At 46.6% G+C, this 19,352-nt stretch carries 24 protein-coding genes; 4 read left to right on the top strand and 20 right to left on the bottom strand.

The window, feature by feature from the left end; genetic code table 11:
• Window positions 1-2: 2 nt before the first annotated feature.
• The 10 genes from AC6I2O_RS02435 to AC6I2O_RS02480 all read right to left on the bottom strand — a co-directional run bounded on the left by AC6I2O_RS02435 (window position 3) and on the right by AC6I2O_RS02480 (window position 7,751).
• Window positions 3-776, bottom strand: a complete 774-nt coding sequence (locus tag AC6I2O_RS02435) for a creatininase family protein (protein WP_120393375.1) — start codon at window positions 774-776, stop codon at window positions 3-5.
• 109 nt (window positions 777-885) lie between these two features.
• Window positions 886-2,028: an ABC transporter substrate-binding protein gene (locus AC6I2O_RS02440; RefSeq protein WP_120393374.1), complete on the bottom strand. Its 1,143-nt coding sequence runs from the start codon at window positions 2,026-2,028 to the stop codon at window positions 886-888.
• Between the two features lie 54 nt (window positions 2,029-2,082).
• The gene (locus AC6I2O_RS02445; RefSeq protein WP_120393373.1) at window positions 2,083-3,198 is read right to left on the bottom strand and encodes a branched-chain amino acid ABC transporter permease; all 1,116 of its coding nucleotides are present in this window, start codon (window positions 3,196-3,198) and stop codon (window positions 2,083-2,085) included.
• Complete coding sequence (locus AC6I2O_RS02450) at window positions 3,198-4,094, bottom strand: branched-chain amino acid ABC transporter permease (RefSeq protein WP_120393372.1); 897 nt, start codon at window positions 4,092-4,094, stop codon at window positions 3,198-3,200. The genes AC6I2O_RS02445 and AC6I2O_RS02450 overlap by 1 nt, the downstream gene beginning before the upstream one ends.
• A gap of 2 nt (window positions 4,095-4,096) precedes the next feature.
• On the bottom strand, window positions 4,097-4,804 hold the full coding sequence (locus tag AC6I2O_RS02455; protein WP_120393371.1) for an ABC transporter ATP-binding protein: 708 nt from the start codon (window positions 4,802-4,804) through the stop codon (window positions 4,097-4,099).
• Window positions 4,791-5,573 carry an ABC transporter ATP-binding protein gene (locus AC6I2O_RS02460; protein WP_497741707.1) on the bottom strand — a complete coding sequence of 261 codons (783 nt, stop codon included), beginning with the start codon at window positions 5,571-5,573 and terminating at the stop codon, window positions 4,791-4,793. The genes AC6I2O_RS02455 and AC6I2O_RS02460 overlap by 14 nt, the downstream gene beginning before the upstream one ends.
• Before the next feature lie 241 nt (window positions 5,574-5,814).
• Window positions 5,815-6,216, bottom strand: coding sequence for an SdpI family protein (locus tag AC6I2O_RS02465; protein WP_120393370.1), 402 nt, complete (start codon window positions 6,214-6,216; stop codon window positions 5,815-5,817).
• A gap of 24 nt (window positions 6,217-6,240) precedes the next feature.
• Complete coding sequence (locus tag AC6I2O_RS02470) at window positions 6,241-6,639, bottom strand: PH domain-containing protein (protein WP_497741708.1); 399 nt, start codon at window positions 6,637-6,639, stop codon at window positions 6,241-6,243.
• Between the two features lie 120 nt (window positions 6,640-6,759).
• The gene (locus AC6I2O_RS02475) at window positions 6,760-7,407 is read right to left on the bottom strand and encodes a DUF3887 domain-containing protein (RefSeq protein WP_497741710.1); all 648 of its coding nucleotides are present in this window, start codon (window positions 7,405-7,407) and stop codon (window positions 6,760-6,762) included.
• Window positions 7,404-7,751, bottom strand: coding sequence for a PadR family transcriptional regulator (locus AC6I2O_RS02480; RefSeq protein ID WP_497741711.1), 348 nt, complete (start codon window positions 7,749-7,751; stop codon window positions 7,404-7,406). The genes AC6I2O_RS02475 and AC6I2O_RS02480 overlap by 4 nt, the downstream gene beginning before the upstream one ends.
• Before the next feature lie 184 nt (window positions 7,752-7,935).
• Between AC6I2O_RS02480 and AC6I2O_RS02485 the strand changes: the two genes are divergently transcribed.
• Both AC6I2O_RS02485 and AC6I2O_RS02490 read left to right on the top strand, forming a co-directional pair.
• On the top strand, window positions 7,936-8,472 hold the full coding sequence (locus tag AC6I2O_RS02485) for a hypothetical protein (protein ID WP_120393366.1): 537 nt from the start codon (window positions 7,936-7,938) through the stop codon (window positions 8,470-8,472).
• Complete coding sequence (locus AC6I2O_RS02490) at window positions 8,469-9,221, top strand: DUF975 family protein (RefSeq protein ID WP_120393365.1); 753 nt, start codon at window positions 8,469-8,471, stop codon at window positions 9,219-9,221. Before AC6I2O_RS02485 ends, AC6I2O_RS02490 begins: the two co-directional genes overlap by 4 nt.
• A gap of 122 nt (window positions 9,222-9,343) precedes the next feature.
• Here the strand turns inward: AC6I2O_RS02490 and AC6I2O_RS02495 are convergent, their stop codons facing one another.
• The 5 genes from AC6I2O_RS02495 to AC6I2O_RS02515 all read right to left on the bottom strand — a co-directional run bounded on the left by AC6I2O_RS02495 (window position 9,344) and on the right by AC6I2O_RS02515 (window position 14,531).
• Window positions 9,344-10,750, bottom strand: coding sequence for a DUF4179 domain-containing protein (locus AC6I2O_RS02495; protein ID WP_120393364.1), 1,407 nt, complete (start codon window positions 10,748-10,750; stop codon window positions 9,344-9,346).
• Between the two features lie 22 nt (window positions 10,751-10,772).
• Window positions 10,773-11,273: an RNA polymerase sigma factor gene (locus AC6I2O_RS02500; RefSeq protein ID WP_120393363.1), complete on the bottom strand. Its 501-nt coding sequence runs from the start codon at window positions 11,271-11,273 to the stop codon at window positions 10,773-10,775.
• A 255-nt stretch (window positions 11,274-11,528) separates the two neighbouring features.
• Window positions 11,529-12,731: a cofactor-independent phosphoglycerate mutase gene (locus tag AC6I2O_RS02505; protein ID WP_497741712.1), complete on the bottom strand. Its 1,203-nt coding sequence runs from the start codon at window positions 12,729-12,731 to the stop codon at window positions 11,529-11,531.
• A gap of 93 nt (window positions 12,732-12,824) precedes the next feature.
• The gene (locus AC6I2O_RS02510; protein WP_120393362.1) at window positions 12,825-14,033 is read right to left on the bottom strand and encodes a homoserine dehydrogenase; all 1,209 of its coding nucleotides are present in this window, start codon (window positions 14,031-14,033) and stop codon (window positions 12,825-12,827) included.
• Between the two features lie 54 nt (window positions 14,034-14,087).
• The gene (locus AC6I2O_RS02515) at window positions 14,088-14,531 is read right to left on the bottom strand and encodes an ACT domain-containing protein (protein WP_120393361.1); all 444 of its coding nucleotides are present in this window, start codon (window positions 14,529-14,531) and stop codon (window positions 14,088-14,090) included.
• Window positions 14,532-14,803: 272 nt separating this feature from the next.
• Here AC6I2O_RS02515 and AC6I2O_RS02520 point away from each other — a divergent pair, with 272 nt between their 5' ends.
• Window positions 14,804-14,953: a CD1871A family CXXC motif-containing protein gene (locus AC6I2O_RS02520; protein WP_497741713.1), complete on the top strand. Its 150-nt coding sequence runs from the start codon at window positions 14,804-14,806 to the stop codon at window positions 14,951-14,953.
• Window positions 14,946-15,890, top strand: coding sequence for a 4Fe-4S binding protein (locus tag AC6I2O_RS02525; protein WP_497741714.1), 945 nt, complete (start codon window positions 14,946-14,948; stop codon window positions 15,888-15,890). The genes AC6I2O_RS02520 and AC6I2O_RS02525 overlap by 8 nt, the downstream gene beginning before the upstream one ends.
• Here the strand turns inward: AC6I2O_RS02525 and AC6I2O_RS02530 are convergent.
• The 5 genes from AC6I2O_RS02530 to AC6I2O_RS02550 all read right to left on the bottom strand — a co-directional run bounded on the left by AC6I2O_RS02530 (window position 15,790) and on the right by AC6I2O_RS02550 (window position 19,298).
• Entirely contained in the window at window positions 15,790-16,332 is a 543-nt protein-coding gene (locus tag AC6I2O_RS02530) for a M48 family metallopeptidase (RefSeq protein WP_120393358.1), read from the bottom strand. The genes AC6I2O_RS02525 and AC6I2O_RS02530 overlap by 101 nt on opposite strands.
• 47 nt (window positions 16,333-16,379) lie before the next feature.
• The gene (locus AC6I2O_RS02535) at window positions 16,380-17,021 is read right to left on the bottom strand and encodes a YidC/Oxa1 family membrane protein insertase (RefSeq protein WP_120393357.1); all 642 of its coding nucleotides are present in this window, start codon (window positions 17,019-17,021) and stop codon (window positions 16,380-16,382) included.
• Window positions 17,018-17,719, bottom strand: coding sequence for a MerR family transcriptional regulator (locus tag AC6I2O_RS02540; protein WP_497741715.1), 702 nt, complete (start codon window positions 17,717-17,719; stop codon window positions 17,018-17,020). The genes AC6I2O_RS02535 and AC6I2O_RS02540 overlap by 4 nt, the downstream gene beginning before the upstream one ends.
• Window positions 17,720-17,804: 85 nt before the next feature.
• On the bottom strand, window positions 17,805-18,854 hold the full coding sequence (locus AC6I2O_RS02545) for a helix-turn-helix domain-containing protein (RefSeq protein ID WP_497741716.1): 1,050 nt from the start codon (window positions 18,852-18,854) through the stop codon (window positions 17,805-17,807).
• A gap of 189 nt (window positions 18,855-19,043) precedes the next feature.
• Window positions 19,044-19,298, bottom strand: a complete 255-nt coding sequence (locus tag AC6I2O_RS02550) for a kinase (protein WP_497741717.1) — start codon at window positions 19,296-19,298, stop codon at window positions 19,044-19,046.
• Window positions 19,299-19,352: the final 54 nt, after the last annotated feature.

Consider the following 19,352-nt stretch of genomic DNA (forward strand, 5'->3'; position numbering starts at 1 on the left):
TTTTAATCCAAATTGGCAGTATGCTGCTTGGAACAATAGTTCCATCCTATCGCATCAAGCTCTTTTATCGTATCAGCTACACATTTTACGAGAACCTCTGTCATCTTCTCGCCCTTTTCTGCTGTTGCCTTTGTTGCATCGCCGGTCTGCGCCGTATTCGTAATCTCGGCAAAATCCCACTTCATCTCCACATATTTCGGAAGCTTATCCGGCACAACGCAGGTTGCCTGATCCGGTTCACAGTACTGCGGAAACAGATAGTATGCAATAGAGGTCTCTCCCTCTCCCGCGTGTCCAAGGCCATCCCACACTTCGAACGTACCTTCCGGAAGCAATTCACCTGCAGTCACCCACCATGCCGGAAGAGCTGCAATCCTTACATCCGGATATTCTTCTTTTAATTTTCTCGAAGCAATTTCCATCGGTGCAATATTTCCGTCATGTCCGTTCATAAGAAAAATCTTATTGATGCCATTCCGTACAACACTTTCCATCATATCGTAGATGACCTGTGTTACTGTATCATATTTCAAGGTCAGTGTAAACGGGAAAGTATCATAATGTCCGCTGTAACCAACCGTAATCGGGGGCAGTACCAGCAATCCCTCAACTTCATCCGCTACTTTTTTGCTGAGCTCATAGGATACAATTGTATCACATCCTTCTGCGATATGCTGTCCGTGTGCCTCACAGGAACCAATTGCCAGAATTGCTTTATCGTATTTCCCCTCTGTTACCTGATGTGCTGTTAATTTCAATAATTCATGATTTGCCATACCGCTCTTCTCCTTTTCTGCCGGATTTGATCCTGCTCTTTTCCATAGTCCGACAGGCCGCCGCAGTCTCAGATACAAACGTGTGGCAGCCTGTCGGTCAAACTAAAAACTATTCTTCTGTTACAAACTGGAATTCTCCGTCAACAAGCTCTAGGATAGATGCTGTCTTATCCGGCTTGTGGCTTTCTGCTGAATACGAGATTGTACCGGTTACACCCTTGAAATCTGATGTCGCTTCAATCGCATCCTTGATAGCTGCAGTATCAGTGGGATCCTCCACAGTTGCCAGTGCCTGACCGATCAGATCCATCGCATCATAACCAAGCGCTGCAAATGCATTTTCCGGTGCTGTGCCGTATGCATCCGTGTAAGCCTTTACAAAGTTCTGTACATTTTCCGCCTCGTTTGTATAGGAACAATGTGTAGAAACAAATACATCATATGACTGAGCGCCTGCCACCTCTGCTACCAGCGGAGTATCAAATCCATCGCCGGAAACGATCGGAAGCTCTACGCCTTTGTCTCTGTACTGAAGCACAAGCGGGCCCGCATCATTCGGCACACTTGAGAAAAACATAAATTCTGCTCCGCCGTCATTGTTGATGAATTTATCAATCTGTGCTGAGAAATCCGGATCACCGTTCATGTAGTTGTCTGTTCCTACGATTTCACCGCCCAGCTCCTCAAAACGCTCCTGGAAGCATTCTGCCAGTGTCTTCGTAAACTCCATGGACTGGTCAATCATCATATAACATTTTGTTCCGATTTCAGCGTATGCGTATTCTGCTGCCGCATATGCACAGGTATCATCACCGAACGGTACCATAAACGAATAATCTCCAATTTGCTCGCACAGATCCGGCAGAGTCGCACCGGTGATTACGAACGGAACCTGCTTATCCTGTGTGATTGCCCCTGCCGCCAGCGCATAATTGGAATCTGAAAATCCGCTGACTACAACACAGTCGTCCACATCAATCATTTTCTTTGCATTGTTCGCACACGTAGCCTGGTCTGTTTTTCCGTCATAGGATACGACTTCAATCATCCTGCCGTTGATTCCTCCTGCAGCATTAATTTCATCTGCTTTCAGTTTGAATCCCTGGTAAGATGGTGTATCAATAGATGCCTGTCCGCCGGTAAGATTAAACAGAGCACCAATTTTAATCGTATCGCCCTCGTCTGCCATTACTGACATGCCTGATGTCAGTAATACTGTCGCCAATAACACACTTACAATCGCTTTTTTCATAGTTTCTTCCTCCTTTAATTATCTATATGAACTCTTTGCTGAGTACATATCCTTTTATTTTGCCGTTTTCTCTTTTTTCTTCCCTGTCAGCTTTGCTTTTGTAATATCCACAAGCTTCCGGTACGTTTCAGCTTTAAATATCCCCGTATAGGTACTTTTTGAAAAAATGCTCTCAACAATAATCTCACTGTCTCCAAGAATCCCCTGTCTTCTGAAGATAATAAGAAGGATCAAAAATACTGCCATAATCAAATTGGAGGCTCCGTAAAGCTCCGGCAGCTGAAATCCGCCTATCATGATCCCGGTCTCAAGCGGTGCCAGTATTTCCGGCAGAAATGTCATCACCAATGCACCCACAATGCCGCCGCTCAGGGAATACATACCACCGATAATCGACATCTCCACGATTTCAAAGCTGTCCGTAAAATAGAAAAACTGACCTGAAATTACAGTTTGGAGGTGTCCCCACAACGCACCGCCAATCCCTGCCGCAAATGCACTGAGGCAGAAAATAGAAATCTTCTTTGTCACGATCCGTACGCCCAGCGTTTGTGCCGCCACATCATCATCCCGCATCGCAATCAGACCGCGTCCGTAAGAGGAACATCGAATCAGGCGGTACATGATATACAACAGAATCAGGCCTGTCAAAAATACACTGAAAATTGTGGAGTACGACGGAAGCCCTGTAATCCCTCTCGCTCCGTTCGTAAACTGATCCTCATTATCGAGAAACGCCCGCACGATCACGATAAGTCCAAGCGTCGCCACGGAAAGATAGTGACTTTTCAGCCGCAGTACCGGAAAACCGATCAGCAAAGCCAGCAATGCTGCTACAAGTCCTGCACACAGCAGTGCCAGTGGAAACGGAAGCGTGAACTTCTGAAACCACTCCGGGAGCCCGGATATTCTCGCCTTTTGTGTCTCCGATATCGTCAGCAGTGCAGACGTATACGCACCGACTGCCATAAATGCCGCGTGCCCCATAGAAAACATGCCCGAAAACCCGTTTACAAGATTCAGGCTGGTAGCCAGAATCAGATGAATGCCAAAAAGACAAATCAAATCTGAATAATAATGGCCACGGTTGATCGCGCTATAGATCAGTATCAACAATGGCAGTAAAACAAAACATACGAATCGTACTGCCGCATTCTCTCTGTATTTCATCAGCTTCTTCCCCCTTCCGAGCTTCCTAAAATACCGTTTGGCTTAACGAGAAGAACCACAATCAGCAAAAAGAAAATAAATGCATCGCGGTACGGTGTTATATCAGAAGGCATCAGCCCGGCAAACAGCACCTCAGCAATGCCAATGATAAATCCGCCGAGTACCGCCCCGTTCAGGCTTCCGATGCCGCCCAGAACAGCGGCACAGAATGCTTTCAGTCCCGGCACAAATCCCATCAGCGGCTCAATTGTCTTGTATTCGCCTGCAAGCATCACCCCAGTCAGAGCCGCCAGCCCGGAACCGATCACAAAGGCAACTACAACTACGTTATTGATTTTGATTCCCATAAGCTGAGACGCCGCCAGATTGTCTGAGCATGCGCGCATCGCCATACCGATTTTTGTTTTCTTCAAAAGCAGTGTCAGTGCAATCAGTATCACAACGATTGATATCATCGTCAGTATATTGATGGTAGACAGGGAAACCGGACCGAGGGAATGATTTACCGTCAGGAAATCCGGAAGATGAAACGCCTTTTTCTGCGGTGTAAATATCATGCTGATTAAATTCTGTAAAAAAACAGAAACTGCCAGGGATGAGATCAGCGTCGTCTCTTCACCGGAGCCACGCAGGGGCCGGTACACCAGCCTCTCCATCGTCATTCCCACCATAATTGAAACAATACAGCCAGCAAGAATCACAAGCCAGATGGGCAGACCGGAAAACCCCATCAGTACAAGCATGGTATAAACGCCAACTGTAAGCAAATCGCCATGCGCAAAGTTTATCAGTCTTAATATGCCATATACCATGGAATAACCAATCGCTATAATTGCATAAATACTTCCGAGCTTTATTCCGTTTATCAGCTGCCCGAGTATGTAATTGAAACTCATCTCTAATCACCTCCCAGATATGCACGCTTGATTGCAGGATCTTCCATCAGGTCGCTGCTTTTTCCTTCTCGCGTAATCACACCATTTTCCATCACATAGGCCCGTCTGGAAATTTCCAGCGCATCAAATGCATTCTGCTCTACCAGCAGGATCGTTGTCCCGCTCTCATTCAGTGTGACGATTGCATCGAATACCTGCTCTGTCATAAGCGGTGACAGGCCCATGGACGGTTCATCAAGAAGAAGCAGTTTCGGGTTGCTCATAAGCGCTCTCGCGATTGCCAGCATCTGCTGTTCCCCGCCGGAAAGAGTTCCGGCCAGCTGTTTTTTTCGCTCCCGGAGAATCGGAAACATTTCAAAGCCCCGCTCCATATTGGCTTTCTGCCGTGCAGAATCACTTTCTGTATAAGCGCCCAGAATCAGATTCTCCTCAATTGTCATCTTTGAAAAAATCTGCCTGCCCTCCGGTACCTGCACAACTCCCAACCGGACAATTTCATCTGTACTGGCCTTTGTAATGTTTTTTCCATTGTAAACAATTTCTCCGTCAAAAGACCGTTTTACTCCCGAAATCGTCGTCAGAGCCGTGGTCTTTCCCGCCCCGTTTGCCCCAATCAAAGCAACCAGCTCTCCATCCTGGATATCCATTGATATGCCATGGAGAACCTGAATATTATCATACTTTACACTTAAGTCTTTAATTTGTAACATGGCTTGCCCTCTTTCCCAAATATGCTTCTATTACCCTTGGATTGTTCCGTATCGCTTCCGGCCCGCCCTCCGCGATCACTTCGCCTGCTGCCATGCAGTAAATATACTCACAGAGGTTCATGACCACCTTCATGTCATGTTCAATTAAAAGAATGGTCAATCCAAATTCCTTTTGTATACCCCTGATAATGTCCACCAGCTCATGGCTTTCCTGCGGATTCATACCGGCTGCCGGCTCATCGAGAAGAAGCAGTTTCGGGTTGCTGGCAAGAATTCTGGCTATCTCAAGCTTTCTCTGATTTCCATACGGAAGAGAACCTGCAAATTCCTTTTCGAATGCGGCAATCCCCATGATATCCAGCATCTTTCTTGCGTGCTCCCGCATGCTTTTTTCGTTTTCACGAAACCTTGACGTCTGAAATACTGATTCCCACGCTCCACAGGTACTGTGCATCTGGGCTCCCATCAGCACATTATCAAGTACCGTCATTTTTTTGAACAGCCGGAGGTTCTGATACGTTCTCGTCACGCCCATCTTTGCAATCCGGTCAGGACGCATTCCTGTGATATCTGTTTCCTGAAAACAGATGGTTCCTGCAGTCGGTTTCAATACGCCAGAAATCATATTAATAATCGTCGTCTTGCCTGCGCCATTCGTTCCTATCAGTGCGTATAATTTCCCCTCTTCCAGATTCATGGACACATTCTGTACCGCTTTTACGCCTTTAAACTGCATCCCAAGTCCGCTGATATTAAGACACGTCTTCAATGATTTTCCCTTCTTTCCCAATTGATATAAAAAAAGACAAAGGCTCTTTTCAAACGACGCCTTTGTCTTTGTATATCTGTTTCCTATTATCTTTTGCATGTACGGTTCCCTGTTCTGCAAACATGCTCCGGGCGAACCGTATATCCTTTACCCGGTATTGATTACTTATGTAACTGTAAATTTGGGTATATTCTACTACGTTTGTTATTTCACGTCAACAATTTATTGGAGTAAATTCCTATTAATCTTTGTTTTCATACTTACAAACGATCGGCTTCCCCATTTCGTCAAACTGTCCTTTCAGCGCTTTTTCCGTAAAATAACACGGCGACAAAAACGCTGCACACAGTATGAGGCAAACGATACTTCCCCAGATACCCACAGTTTCTTCCGACCCTCCGAATACCGGCAGCATCGCAAGCACCGTAAGTGGAATCAAAATTCTGCCCTGTCGGTACCACAGCCTTCCAAAATGCTGCTGCGCAAACAGCCATGCTTCCCCGCTGGCCCGCGAACGTCTTGTGCGGTATCCGTATATTGCGTTAATCTCCCGTGGCGGATGATTTTGAAAATGTTTTCCGAAAAAAATCATAAGAAGTGGCAAGGTCAGGTTCGAACACAACATAAAGATCCAGAAACCCATAGATACTCCTTTCCAAATAAAAAACTAATTGATTTTTATATTGGGGTTGCACTTTAGCAGCACCTGAAACAGCTGGTCTTTCTCGCAAACGGAGCACATGACTTCCTGGCGCCTGCTTTTTATGACAAGTCGGTCCAGGGAGGCTGCGCTCGAAGCAATCGGATCACAGGTCCGGCGTACTTCCACGATTTCTTCTATCGGAATCGACTCCTTCCCAAACCCAAAATACACCGTTAATTTTCCATCTTCAATCATCACGTAATTGCGCAACATAATCGGCAAAAAAACTGCCTGAATCGTCACCATCCCCAAAACCAATGCCCAAATATCCTCCCTCGAGAAAATTAGTCCATACAACGTCATTCCCGTTGCACCACCATAAACCAACCAAAACCACCATGCCGTTTTACCCTTGATTCTCAAAATCATCCTCCTCACATTCACAAACACATCACCTTCCGCAAAATCCTTTCAGATACAGTATTCCATGCTCACATACTGTCCACGCTTCACTTCCCGCGATATGGGAACAACCGTACAAAACTATTTCATATATAGTGCGCACAACCTCATCTCTTCATCAAAGGACAGTGTGTACGTAACCATCACATGCTCATACTGTGCAGTCAACTCTATCGCAGCATACGCCTTGCCCTGCTGCACAATCTCTGACATGTAGCTTCTGCCGAATTTCTGAAAATCACCCCACTCCTGCGCCACCGTGCTGCGCGCCTCATCCAGTTTTTCTGATGTCAGATAATCGACGATCAGTCCGGTTGCTTCCTGCCTGAGCGTATCCAGATCGTTCTCGTTTAAAAGCCGTATGACGTTCTGAGCCATCGCTTCTACGTCTGATTGCCGAAAATTTTTGCCATCGGTCAATGCACCTGCTTTTGGAAAAAACCAGTAGAGAAGCACGCCTGCCAAAAAAAGGACTGCCAGGAGCACTCCGATGAATTTCAATCTCCGTCGCCTCACAAAGCACCGTTTTTCCTCTTCCGGCATATCCTGGTTGAACTCCTGTGCAACATTTGTCGGGGTTCCCATCCTCTCCATGACAATCTCAAATGTCTCCCCACTCTCCAGCTCTGCCTCTATATCAGAAAGAAGCTGCCGACGTATTTCAACCTGCCGTTTGCGGGAACATTTTAACTTTCTTACAATTTTACCCACGTATTTTTCTGCTATCATTCTGCCTCGCCTCCATCCAGAAATTTCGCGACCCCAAAAGCAATCTGTTCCCATACCTGCCGAATCTCTCCCAGCGCTGTCTTTCCCTTCTCCGTCATTGCATAGTATTTTCTCGGTACCTGCTTTCCCTCCGGTTCACTCCATCTGCTCTCTATCAATCCGTCGTCCTCCAGCCGGTATAAAATCGGATACAGTGTCCCTTCTTTCAGCACAAAAATTCCATCGTTTTGATCGCGAAGTTCACTGATCAGCTGATAGCCGTATTTCGGCTGCCTGTTCAATAGTTTCAGAACAAGTAAATCCAGTATTCCTTTTTTCATCTGGCGCTCATATTTTTCAGTCATTTTTTCTCCCTAATACTTTGTATTACTATGTATATATTATCACTATACATCTAATCGTGCAAGTTTTATTTTCCGCTTCCTTGCGTCAAAATTTCCGTGCTGAACCGGAAGGACTGATTCTTTCTTGTCAGACACCTCCGTTTGTGATACCATGGAGCAAAGAATCCGGAAACGAGGTTAAATCATGTACGAAAACGATATGTACGAAAAGAATACACCCCCATATTTGCAGCAAAACAGCATGGCCCGGGCTTCCTTTACGCTCGGAATTATCTCGGTTTTGCTTTGCAGTATTTTTTATGTAGCGCTTCCCTGCGGAGCACTCGCCATCCTCTGTGCACTCCTTTCACGCACAGGGCGAACCCGTATGACACCGCGCTGTTTTTTTGCAATTACCTGTGGTCTGTGCGGTATCACAGCCAGCATTCTACTGACCAGTGTCTCCATGTACCGGGTCTTCACAGATCCTAAGCAGCGTGCGGCTCTGGAATATTATCTGAAAGCATATACCGGCGATCCTTCTATGACGCTGGAAGACCTTTTTCCCTTCCTCTCTGATGATAAAAATCAGGACCCTATTCTTCCAGATCAGGAGCCTGCTATTCCGGAAAATAATACCGATCCAAATAGCTATTTTTTAAACGACGGTGTTTATCCTGGAACAGATTTCTTTGGAGAACCGCCCTACAGTTTTAAAAATGGAGAGGAGACATTCGTATGAGAAAACCCAAAATACGCGACCTGAAAAGTCAGGCACGCCTTCTTTTAAATGGAAAATACAGCTTCATGGCACTTATCACAGCATTCATGGCATTTGCCAATGTAGGGCTCAATTATCTTCTTGTTCATGCAGTTCCGGCAGCGCCCGGAATCTTGGGACTTGTTCTGTATTTTGCCACCCTTGTTTTATGCAACATGGTTTATTGTATCCTGCAAGCAGGTATGATACGCATTTATCTGAATCTCGCACGCGGAGCGTCTTTTCGGTTTTCGGATCTTTTTTCCGCTTTTTCCAATCATCCGGAACCCATTGCCGTTTACGCTGTTGTCCAGCTGCTCCTTCAGACCGGACTTTTTTACTGCTTCGACCGGCTTCTTGAAGCGTTCCGCTATTTTGTACACGGAGCTGCCATTCCTCTGATTCCGTTTATCTTGATCCTTCTTCTCGGAGCTGTGCTGATCTGGATGATGCTTCATTTTAGCCTGGTTATTTTTCTTCATTGCGACGGACCATGGAAAACGACCTGGAAGCTGCTTACAGAAAGCTGGGACCTTACCTCCGGCAATATGGGACGCCAATTTTACCTGCTCCTGTCCTTCATCGGCGTCGGAATTCTCTGTCTCATCTCACTTGGAATCGGATTCCTGTTCGCTTTTCCCTACCTGCACGTCACGCAAACGCTGTTTTACCTTAATTTGTTGCGTAGTGCCCCGAACGAAGCAGAAAACCGCACAGCTTCCCACGTGTAAATCATACTAAAACAACAGAAAAAACCAGCTGAGGCAATATTTAACAGTTCCCCAGCTGGTTTTTATTATTTATTATTTATTATTTATTATTTATTATTCTTATCTGTTTTTTCCGGAATCTTTTATCCGAACGTTACTTCTTTATGATACATGTTACATGCATCCAGAACATCTTTCAATGTCTCTCCGGACTCGTTTGTATCATGCTCGTCAAAATAGCTGCCTTTAATCTGTTTTCCTTCAAAGTCCTCCCATGTGATATAGTAAATATCAATTTTTGATACATCGTGTCCGTCAATGGCAAGCATATTCAGGCTGCCTCCGCGTTTTCCTGTTTCTATGCGCTTTCCGTTTGCATCCAGTACAACAAGCACCGGATCCAGGTCTATTGCTTCTTCCAGTCCCTGTTCTTCCAGATACAATTCAAACGGTGTTTTCGTTACAGAAGATACAAAAGGTTTCCCTGCAGCATCGTTTTCTACCTCAACAGTAACCGTCTGCTCATGGTCTACCTGTACGGTAAAATCAAACGTATATGGACCTTCATAAGTATAATCCTCATATGGATTTGGCGTATTGTTATAATCCGGTACCAATTCAAACAGTTCCATCATATGACTGTTCCATTCTTCGTCTGACATCGCATTTAGCTCTTCCTCAGAAGGCTTCTCCACCTTGGCTGCATCATAGATTGACATTGGGTCTTTGCGATCACCAAAAATACGGTCAAAAGAAAGCGACACATCAAAGCTTTCCGGAAGATCACGCTTTTTGATCAGATCTCTGTACTGGGCTGTCTCACCATCATTTGACGGCCCTTCCTCTCCGTACGCCTCCTGCAGCGCTGCATGGAATTCGCTGTAGTCTGTGCACACTGGATCTAATTCCATACGGTACATGGCAAGATACGTATAATCATCCACAAATTTTCCGTCTAACACCTCCTGGAAGCTACAGTCCTCATCCATAAAACTGAATTTTGCTGTTCCCTGTGCCTGTAAAACCGGTTTCCCATCATAAAGCTCAAAATGATCCGCAATCGGTTCCTCCCCTTTCAGCTCCATGGTGAGATACAAAGCCACATCATTGCAGTATACTTCAGAAAGTGTTACCGTCATTCCATTTGCAGTCTGTGAATAATTTCCCGCTACCTCCTGCGCCCCGTTCTCCTTTCCTGCTATCTCTGCTGCGGCAGATGCTCCCGTTTCTGCATTTTCTCCGCCTTCGGCAAGCTGCGTCCCCACGCCGCTGTAATCGCCAGCATAGCTCGCCTCATCTCCCAGCTCTTCAAAAATATGCCCGATAAAAGGCAGTTTTGCAGCCAGCACAGGATTGCTCACGCAGAAAACGCCTGCTGCAAAAAACGCTGCCACAGTTCCTGCCGCGCCCTGCCATGCATGGAACCGGCTCTTTCTCTTCTGGGTCCGAATCTGTCGGTAAGTGTCTGAGAGGCGTTCCTCAACCTGCTCTGATACCTGCATCTCCTGTCCTAATATCTCTCTCATTTCCTGTTCTGTGTAATTTCTCATACTCAAATCCTCCTATCAGATCTCATAAACTATACACAATTGTTTCTCGCAGCTCATTGCGGCTACGCCGAAGCTTGCTTTTCACTGTATTTTCTTTCATTTCGAGAATCTGTGCGATCTCCCGCGTAGAAAACTGCTCGCCATAATACAGCAGCAAAATCGTACGGCAGTCCTCCGGAAACGATGACAGCATTTCACGGAATTCCACATTGGAAAAATCATTCTCCAGATAGCGAATTTCCGGGAAAACTTCCGTCACTTCGCAGCGTTTGCGCTCACGCAGCATTCCGTTGCAGCAGTTAATCAAAATCCGTATCAGCCATGTCCGAAAATATTCACTCCTTTTCAGGTCCCCGATATGCTCATACGCAGACAAAACAGTTTCGGATATTGCATCCGCAATATCATCCTCACTTTGGAAAAATCCTTTGGCTACGCGGTACAGACTGCTCTTATTTTCCTCTATCAGGGAAACAAAGGCATCCGGATCCCCGCGTTGTGCCTTTCTTACCAAAATCTGCATGTTACTCCTCCTCTTGTCCTGGACACTTTCACCGGTTTTAAAACAACTTACACCTATTAGATGGAGGAATCCCTGTTTTCGGTGCATGATTTTTGTATGAGAAAAAATTTACACATTTTAGTTTCACGATATATCCCTTTACGCAAAAAGCTGCCGCAAAGGTAGATTTCCTTTTGTCAGCAGCCTTCTTCTTTCCTTCACAACTTTTTAAACCGGCCAGTCTACTACCGGCAAACTGACCGGACAACCAATCGCTCAACTGCGTTCCAGCAGCACATCCATCATTCGGAAGCCTTCTTCGCGAAGAATCCCGCTTTTCTTTGCGCTCGTCTCGCCATAGGCTTTTCCATCCCCGAGTTTTTTCCTGCTGTCATACAGCAGATAGGGCACCGGGTCTGAAGTATGGGTACGAATGCGAAGCGGGGTCGGGTGATCCGGCAGAATCAACATGCGGTACGGCTCCCCGGAAGCATCCATCTGTTCTTTCACCAGACGAATTACCCGTTCATCCAAATATTCAATCGCCTGAACCTTGCGCTCCAGGCTCCCCTGGTGTCCCATTTCATCCGGGCCTTCCAAATGTACATATACAAAATCTGCGCCATCTTTTAAAAGCGCATCGACTGCTGACTGTGCTTTTCCCTCATAATTCGTATGAAGACCGCCATTCGCTCCCGGCACTATTACATTTCTCATCCCTGCGCCTACCGCAATCCCTTTGAGCAGATCAACTGCGGATATCATAACGCCCTTTTTGCCATACTTCTCCTCAAAAGAAGTGACCATCGGCTTCGTTCCAGCACCCCAGAACCAGCAGCTGTTGGCCGGATTCAGCCCCTTTGCCTTTCGTTCCCGGTTAATCGGATGGTCCGCAAGAATCTCATAGCTTCGCTTCATCATAGCCAGAATTGCAGGATTTGCAGGAAGATAATCCTCAATCACTTCGGTCAGGTGATCGTGCGGCGGAGTCAGAGGTTCAACCTTTCCATTCGTCCAGATCACGCAGTGGCGGTAACTTGTTCCAAGATAAAACTGAAACATATCATTTTCCAGCTCTGCACGCACTGCCTCCAGAAGAACAGCCGCATCTTCCGTGCTGATCTCACTGGAACTGTGATCCAGTATTCTCTTTTTTTCATAGGGCTCTTCTTCGGAGAGTGTCACGAAATTGCAACGCATAGCCACATCCGTATCCATCATCGGTACACCGATACTCAGCGCTTCCAGCGGGGAACGCCCTGTATAGTACTCCCTTGGATTGTAACCCATTACAGCCAGATTCGCCGTATCGCTTCCCGGACTCATACCTTCCGGAATTGTCTTAAGCAAGCCTACTTCCGCCTGTGCGGCAAGCGCATCCATCGTCGGAGTCTTAGCTGCCTCAAGCGGTGTCTTTCCGCCAAGGCTCTCCTGTGCTTCGTCCGCCATTCCATCTCCGAGAATTACAATATATTTCATCTCTTTCACCAAATCATGCAAAAGGCCGGCTTTCGCGCCAGCCCAGCATTATCCTTTCTCCAGTACTTCTTGCAGATTACTTTACCAGACGCTTTAACGGATGCGAAGCATACCAAGCACGTTCTCCATCTTTGAAGCGCGATCTTCATACTCTGCCTCTGTCATACATTCTGTCACAAAACCGTATTCCTGCGCCAGTCCTGCATCTACCACTTCAATTTTACCGAAAGCTTTTTCTGCCGCAGAGCTGTCGGCCGCACTTCCCTTTACGCGGACAAAGAAACGTTTTGACGTACCCGATACGTCAGTGAGCACCTGTTTCTCAGGACTCCAGGAAGCAACCACGCCTTTTCCGAGCATCTGCGCTTCTTCAATCACATCGCCCACCACAGCGCTCGCTGTCGCTTCTTTGCCTGCTCCCTGTCCATAGAACATTGCGTCGCCCAGCATGTTTCCATGGACAAAAATCGCGTTAAACACACCGTTTACCGCGTACAGCGGGTCGTTTTTATCTACCAGGTACGGCGCTACCATAGCCATCACCTGATTCTCCTGCCTGCTACTGTAAGCCAGAAGCTTGATCGTCTTTTTCATTGCCTTTGCGTACTGAATATCCGCAGACGTAATTCTCGTAATTCCTTCTGTATATATATCAGTGAAATCAACGCATTTGCCATAAGCCAAAGAGGAAAGAATCGCAATTTTCCGGCATGCATCGTGTCCCTCGACATCCGCCTCCGGATTGCGCTCCGCGTAGCCCTTTTGCTGTGCATCCCGCAGAACTTCTTCAAATTCCAGGCCCTCGTCAATCATTTTGCTCAAAATATAATTGGTCGTACCATTTAAAATACCGGTAATCTCGTCAATCACATCAGCAGTCAATGAAGTGCGCAGCGGACGGATAATCGGAATTCCGCCTCCACAGCTTGCTTCAAACAGATAGCTTGCATGGTGCTCCCCCGCAATCTGCTGTAACTCTGTCCCGTGACGCGCTACCAGCTCCTTGTTTGAGGTACACACACTTTTTCCGGCCTCCAATGCGCGCTTTGTAAACGTGTAAGCCGGATTCGTTCCGCCCATCACCTCAACAACAATATCGACTTCCGGGTCATTTACAATCACATCATAATCATGCACAAGCTTCTTTTCGATCGGATCACCTGGGAATTCCCGCAAATCCAGGACATATTTGACCTGAAGATCCACGCCTGCCTTTGCGAGTATGCTGTCGTGGTTGGTCTCGATCACCTCCACAACCCCTGAACCTACTGTACCATATCCTAACACTGCAACCTGTACCATTTTGTCCTCCTTCTTTCCCTGTCATGCGCCGGCTGTAAATCCGGCTATCTCTTTTCATTCCCGTGCCAAAATTTTCAGATACTGGATTCCGGCTTTCCCCTCAATCGTTTCGATCATGCTCGATACGTCTCCGGTCGCCGGAAGCACCTCCACACTGAGCGTCAGTGTAGCCACTCCGTTCGTCGGAATACTCTGATGAATGGTCAGGATATTTGCTTTATACTCTGCCACAACATTCAATACTTCCGAGAGCAGCCCCGGTTCATCATGCATCTGCATGACAAAGGTAAGCGTTTTTCCTTTTACATTGTCCCGGAACGGGAAAATATCATCCTTATACTTATAAAACGAACTTCTGCTGATACCAACCTGGTCGGCTGCTTCCTGCACCGTTTCCACACGGCCTGTATCCAAAAGGCGTTTTGCTTCCACTACCTTTAATAAAACCTCAGGCACAGCCTTCTGCCTGACCACAAAATACTTCGTCTTATCCGGCATGTCCTTTCTCCTTTTTGGCCTGACGCAAAGTCTGTCTTTGGGCATAAAACCAACATTTTGTTTGCGTCAGAAACACGTTTGTATATTCCTCAAGGATAGTAGCACATTTTATTTTCAGATGCAACCCTTTTCTATGTACCCTAAAAATACATATGTTTTTCACAGACTTTCTGTGAATGTTGTGTTATAATAATTTCTGCCTTTACAGCATGTACATACAAAAGGAATATAAATTTTAAACCAACTTGTTTCATTGCAAAGGAGTATAAACCATGAAGCAGTTCCTACGTTCCCGCGCAGCCGGTATATCCCTTGCTGCGCTGGCGCTTCTTATGATGGGCATTGGGATTTTCCGCGGTGAAATGACCGTTGTCTTTACAAAAGCAATCAATATATGTCTGGAGTGTATTGGAATTGGATAAGAAGAAAAATAAGAACAAAAAACTGAATGAATGGCCGCGTCACAGAGTTCAGATACTCTGGGTGCTGCTTACAAATAGTTACTTGATCGGTTTTGCCCGTGGAAAAATATATACGGGTAAACTCAAAAACCTGTGTCTGCCCGGTATCAACTGTTATTCCTGTCCCGGCGCCCTTGGCTCCTGTCCGGTCGGCGCGCTGCAGGCCGTGATTGGCAGCTGGAATTTCAAATTCACCTTTTACGTTGCAGGATTTCTGATGTTTGTCGGTGCTTTGATGGGCCGCTTTGTCTGCGGTTTTCTGTGTCCGTTCGGTTTGATACAGGATTTGTTGTACAAAATACCGGTTCCGAAAAAGATCAAAACCTTCCGCGGTGACCGGCTTTTGCGCAGGCTGAAATACGTATTTCTGCTCGTGTTTGTCATCCTGCTCCCCTTGTTTCTGGTGGATATTTTAGGGCAGGGCGCGCCGTATTTCTGCAAGCTTATCTGCCCCGTCGGTACGCTTGAGGGCAGCGTTCCGCTGGTATTGCTGAATCAATCCATGCGAAACGCAGTGGGGTGGCTGTACGCCTGGAAAAATGTACTGCTTATCGCACTCATCATCCTGTCTGTTATCCTATACCGGCCGTTTTGCAAATATATCTGCCCGCTTGGCGCAATTTATTCTGCATTTAATTCCGTAGCAATCTTCCGCTATCAGGTGAATCCGGAAAAGTGCACACACTGCGGCGCATGCGCAAAAGTATGCAAAATGCAGGTGAATCCCGAAAAGCAGATCAACAGTCCGGAATGCATCCGCTGTGGACAATGCAAAAAAATCTGTCCCACCGGCGCAATCACATCAAAACTGCATACTCCTTCAGCTTCGCACGGAGCTCACGATAATTCGGAAGCTCCGCTTCCACAACAGCCCAGAACGCCGGAGAATGATTCATAACCTTACGGTGCGCCAGTTCATGTACGACTACATAATCCAATAATTCCTGCGGCAGCAGCATCAGTTTCCAGTTAAAATTCAAACTACCTGTGCTGCTGCAGCTTCCCCAGCGTGTTTTCTGTTCCCGTATTGTGATCTTTTCATAGGTCACGCCCATTCTGTCCGCATACCAGGCCACTCTCTGCGGAACATACTGCTTCGCAGCTGCTCTTCCTGCTACCCGTTCTTCCTGTGAAAACTGCCGCTGCTGCATCCGTATCTGCGCAAATTTTTCCTGGCGCTCCAGAATCCAGACTTTATTTCGGTTTACAAATTCCCGTATTCGTACCTCGGATATACGATACGGCGCACGGACTACAACGCTGCCGTCCCGTCTTACCTGGAGCGCCAGCGTTTTTCTTTTTGATCGAAAGATCTCATACGTGATTCTTTCTTCCTTCATCACTTCTCCTGCTTATGTCTTATTATGAAGAAAATCTGTTCAGAAAGCTAAGCCTGCGCCGGCTGTCTTTGCATACCTTTCAGATTCATCACCAGCTGTTCTGCTGCGGTAAACACCCCGGACACAAAGTAATACAACCCGACGCCCGACGGAATCACAAATACAAAAGTGCTGTTGAGCGCCAGCATCATAAGTACCACCTTCCAGGACATCTTTTGAAGGCCAAGCGCTTGAAAATGCCGGATATACGGATACGTCTGCGGCAAAAACTGCACCACAAGCGTTGCGACCGGCAAAAGAAGCGTGGTATCCCGCAAAAGAAGGGAGGAAACCCATGGAAGCAAAACAGTAGTGCCCGATGCCTCGATCATCTGGATTCCATGATACAGACCAAGCATAACCGGAAACTGTAGAAAGCTGAGCAGACAGCCTGCTCCTCCAATCCCTTTTTCCTGATACAGCTTTTGAAGCTCCTCGTTTTGCTTCTGTGGATTTTTCTTATATTTCCGTTTCAGCTCTTCCATCTGTGCACTGAGCTCCTGCTGCTTTTTCATCTGCTTTCTCTGCTGTACACTCAATGGAACCATAAGAACCCGGATTGTAATAGTAAGAAGCACGATAGCAACTCCATAATCTCCGCAAAAACTGTAGATCCATTCAATTGTCTGTCTGATTCCCTGCGCTATCATTTCTGTGCCTCCTCCTTCCTTTCCCGCTTTTGTAATTTCCGGAAATGCCAAAATGCCCAGCCTAACGCAAGCGCCCAGACACTCCAAAAAACAATGCTGCGCGGCATAATTCTGCCATTCTCCTCATACTGCTCCCACAGTGCAACCGCCGGCAGCGCAAAATACACGATCAAAACCCCCAGAGAAATTCCTCTTACAGCCCGCCGGCTTGCAGTCAGCCCCGCCAAACGCCGGCTTCCCATCAGCGGATACATTCCTTCCGAGAGCTTTGAAAACTCAGACCAATCCTCCAAAAACTCATCAACCTGTGCAAATCGCTTTCCGTATTCCTCTTCTGAGTGTACATAATTCAGATAATAATCGACATCCAGCGACTGCCAATCTCCTGCTGCAAGGATTTTCCTGCAAAGCTCAATGGAGCCCTCCAGCATCTCACGCTGCGCCGTAAGCTCCTCCTCCTGCCGTTTCAACACGCCCTCAAGCGAAGCCTCTCCTTTTTGCAACAAATAGATCGTTTCCACCGGAATGTTCATTTTCCGATATAAGATAATTCGTTTCAGCTGCGCAATATCCTCTTTTGCATAATCCCGGTATTTGCTCTCTTCCTCACGAACTGGCGCCAGCAAACCCTTTTTCTCATAAAACCGGATATTACTGACAGAAAGTCCTGTTATTTTTGCCGCTTCACTAATCCTCATTTGACCAGCTCCTTTTTGTTTTTTCTGCAATTTACACCCTGAACCTGGTTGAGAGTCAAGCAAAAATGCAAATATTTTTCATTTTTTAGCCTTTTTGAACTTCTTGTCCCATGATTTTGCAAAAGCGCGGATCATCTTTCAGAAAATCCAGCCCTTCATCCTTACTCAAACCCCGTCTGAACATAAATTCTGTAAACCCACTGTTTTCCTTTGATTTAGCATTTGACGCAAGGTGGGCATACAGTCTGGATTGATAGAATCCATCCAGATCACTCAGCCCCTCTATCATCGTCTCCAGAAGCTCCAGCGCCGTTTCTTTTTCCTTTTCTTCTACTGACTGCAAAAATCTTAAACATACTTCCTGGTATTTCCCAATTTCCAAAGTCCTGGCAATCTGCTCCTGTTTTTCGATGATAAACGCACAATGTTCCCGATTCCCCTGTGTATGCGCCAGCGAATAGATTCCCATAAATGCATGATCAATCGTCCCATATCCGTCCAGGATCATCCGCTCGTAAATCTCCCATGCCTTTGCCTCTTCACCTTTTCGCACGCACAAAAGCGCCTGCATCTTCTGATGTTCCGTATCCCACCGCGAAACATAGGTCAGCATTTCCTCCGCACGGTCATACGCTTCCCGGTTCAAATACGCATAAAACAAAAAGTACGCCGCCATCCGCCGCATTTCCGGGTCCTGACTTCCAAGCAGCCTCAAATACGCTTTTTCAATCGCCTCATCGTACTGCGCCGGATGCTCTGCGCCCAGGATTCCCCGGAAGGAATCGAGCCCAGGCAAAAGCATGGCTTGAAGCTTCTCACAGTTCGGATAATCCGTAATCTGTTTCATCGCCCAGGCAAAAAGCGCTTCGTAATCGCCTTCCATCGAGCGCTTTGAAAACTCTTCTCCGATGCGGGCAATCTCCTCATCGGTAAGTGTTTCTTTATAAGAGAGCAATTCATCCGTATGAATGCCGAACACTCTTGCAATCGGCGCCACCAGAGAAATATCCGGCAAAGAAGCGCCATTTTCCCATTTGTTGACTGCCGGCGCCGTAACACCCAGATAATCTGCCAGCTGCTCCTGTGTAAGATTTGCCTGTTTCCGATATTTCCGGATCGTTTCCCCAATTTTCATATGATTCCTCCCTGCGGTCTCTGATGGCTCTGGCCTGTGACCCGCAAAATCATCATAACAAAAAAACAGGAATTGCGCATCTGAACATCCGTTAATTTCTGCTCACGAAAAATTGACTGCCAGTTATAAATCCATTCCGCAACAATCCAGGCATTTTTTATGCACGCTCTATCTTTCCCCTGCCTTTGCTCACATTCCCGGCATCATATCCGGCCAGGTCAGAATTTCTCCGGCAATCGTTTTTTCATACTCGCCCTCAATATCTCTGCTCTGTCCAGCGTTAAACACATTCGTCTCCGCGCCCCAGATTTCATCATAGTATTCCCATACATGATAGGAAAGACCGCGGAACAGAAAATCGAGGCTTCCGCACCCATCCTCCTCATGATACGAATAGGTAATCCTTTTTTGTTGCAAAGCTTCCTGAACCATTTGTAATCTCATCGCGCTATCCATTCCCTTCTTTTCACACAGATATAACAAAAATGTGTTTCATAT

It is taken from the genome of Blautia sp. St.27G3 (assembly GCF_059728505.1).

What these genes read in the sequence shown, in the direction of transcription:
- AC6I2O_RS02435 (WP_120393375.1), bottom strand. Translation starts at nt 776, where the DNA reads ATGGCAAATCATGAATTATTGAAATTAACAGCACATCAGGTAACAGAG.
- AC6I2O_RS02440 (WP_120393374.1), bottom strand. Translation starts at nt 2,028, where the DNA reads ATGAAAAAAGCGATTGTAAGTGTGTTATTGGCGACAGTATTACTGACA.
- AC6I2O_RS02445 (WP_120393373.1), bottom strand. Translation starts at nt 3,198, where the DNA reads ATGAAATACAGAGAGAATGCGGCAGTACGATTCGTATGTTTTGTTTTA.
- AC6I2O_RS02450 (WP_120393372.1), bottom strand. Translation starts at nt 4,094, where the DNA reads ATGAGTTTCAATTACATACTCGGGCAGCTGATAAACGGAATAAAGCTC.
- AC6I2O_RS02455 (WP_120393371.1), bottom strand. Translation starts at nt 4,804, where the DNA reads ATGTTACAAATTAAAGACTTAAGTGTAAAGTATGATAATATTCAGGTT.
- AC6I2O_RS02465 (WP_120393370.1), bottom strand. Translation starts at nt 6,216, where the DNA reads ATGGGTTTCTGGATCTTTATGTTGTGTTCGAACCTGACCTTGCCACTT.
- AC6I2O_RS02475 (WP_497741710.1), bottom strand. Translation starts at nt 7,407, where the DNA reads ATGATAGCAGAAAAATACGTGGGTAAAATTGTAAGAAAGTTAAAATGT.
- AC6I2O_RS02480 (WP_497741711.1), bottom strand. Translation starts at nt 7,751, where the DNA reads ATGACTGAAAAATATGAGCGCCAGATGAAAAAAGGAATACTGGATTTA.
- AC6I2O_RS02485 (WP_120393366.1), top strand. Translation starts at nt 7,936, where the DNA reads ATGTACGAAAACGATATGTACGAAAAGAATACACCCCCATATTTGCAG.
- AC6I2O_RS02490 (WP_120393365.1), top strand. Translation starts at nt 8,469, where the DNA reads ATGAGAAAACCCAAAATACGCGACCTGAAAAGTCAGGCACGCCTTCTT.
- AC6I2O_RS02495 (WP_120393364.1), bottom strand. Translation starts at nt 10,750, where the DNA reads ATGAGAAATTACACAGAACAGGAAATGAGAGAGATATTAGGACAGGAG.
- AC6I2O_RS02500 (WP_120393363.1), bottom strand. Translation starts at nt 11,273, where the DNA reads ATGCAGATTTTGGTAAGAAAGGCACAACGCGGGGATCCGGATGCCTTT.
- AC6I2O_RS02505 (WP_497741712.1), bottom strand. Translation starts at nt 12,731, where the DNA reads ATGAAATATATTGTAATTCTCGGAGATGGAATGGCGGACGAAGCACAG.
- AC6I2O_RS02510 (WP_120393362.1), bottom strand. Translation starts at nt 14,033, where the DNA reads ATGGTACAGGTTGCAGTGTTAGGATATGGTACAGTAGGTTCAGGGGTT.
- AC6I2O_RS02515 (WP_120393361.1), bottom strand. Translation starts at nt 14,531, where the DNA reads ATGCCGGATAAGACGAAGTATTTTGTGGTCAGGCAGAAGGCTGTGCCT.
- AC6I2O_RS02520 (WP_497741713.1), top strand. Translation starts at nt 14,804, where the DNA reads ATGAAGCAGTTCCTACGTTCCCGCGCAGCCGGTATATCCCTTGCTGCG.
- AC6I2O_RS02530 (WP_120393358.1), bottom strand. Translation starts at nt 16,332, where the DNA reads ATGAAGGAAGAAAGAATCACGTATGAGATCTTTCGATCAAAAAGAAAA.
- AC6I2O_RS02535 (WP_120393357.1), bottom strand. Translation starts at nt 17,021, where the DNA reads ATGATAGCGCAGGGAATCAGACAGACAATTGAATGGATCTACAGTTTT.
- AC6I2O_RS02540 (WP_497741715.1), bottom strand. Translation starts at nt 17,719, where the DNA reads ATGAGGATTAGTGAAGCGGCAAAAATAACAGGACTTTCTGTCAGTAAT.
- AC6I2O_RS02545 (WP_497741716.1), bottom strand. Translation starts at nt 18,854, where the DNA reads ATGAAAATTGGGGAAACGATCCGGAAATATCGGAAACAGGCAAATCTT.
- AC6I2O_RS02550 (WP_497741717.1), bottom strand. Translation starts at nt 19,298, where the DNA reads ATGAGATTACAAATGGTTCAGGAAGCTTTGCAACAAAAAAGGATTACC.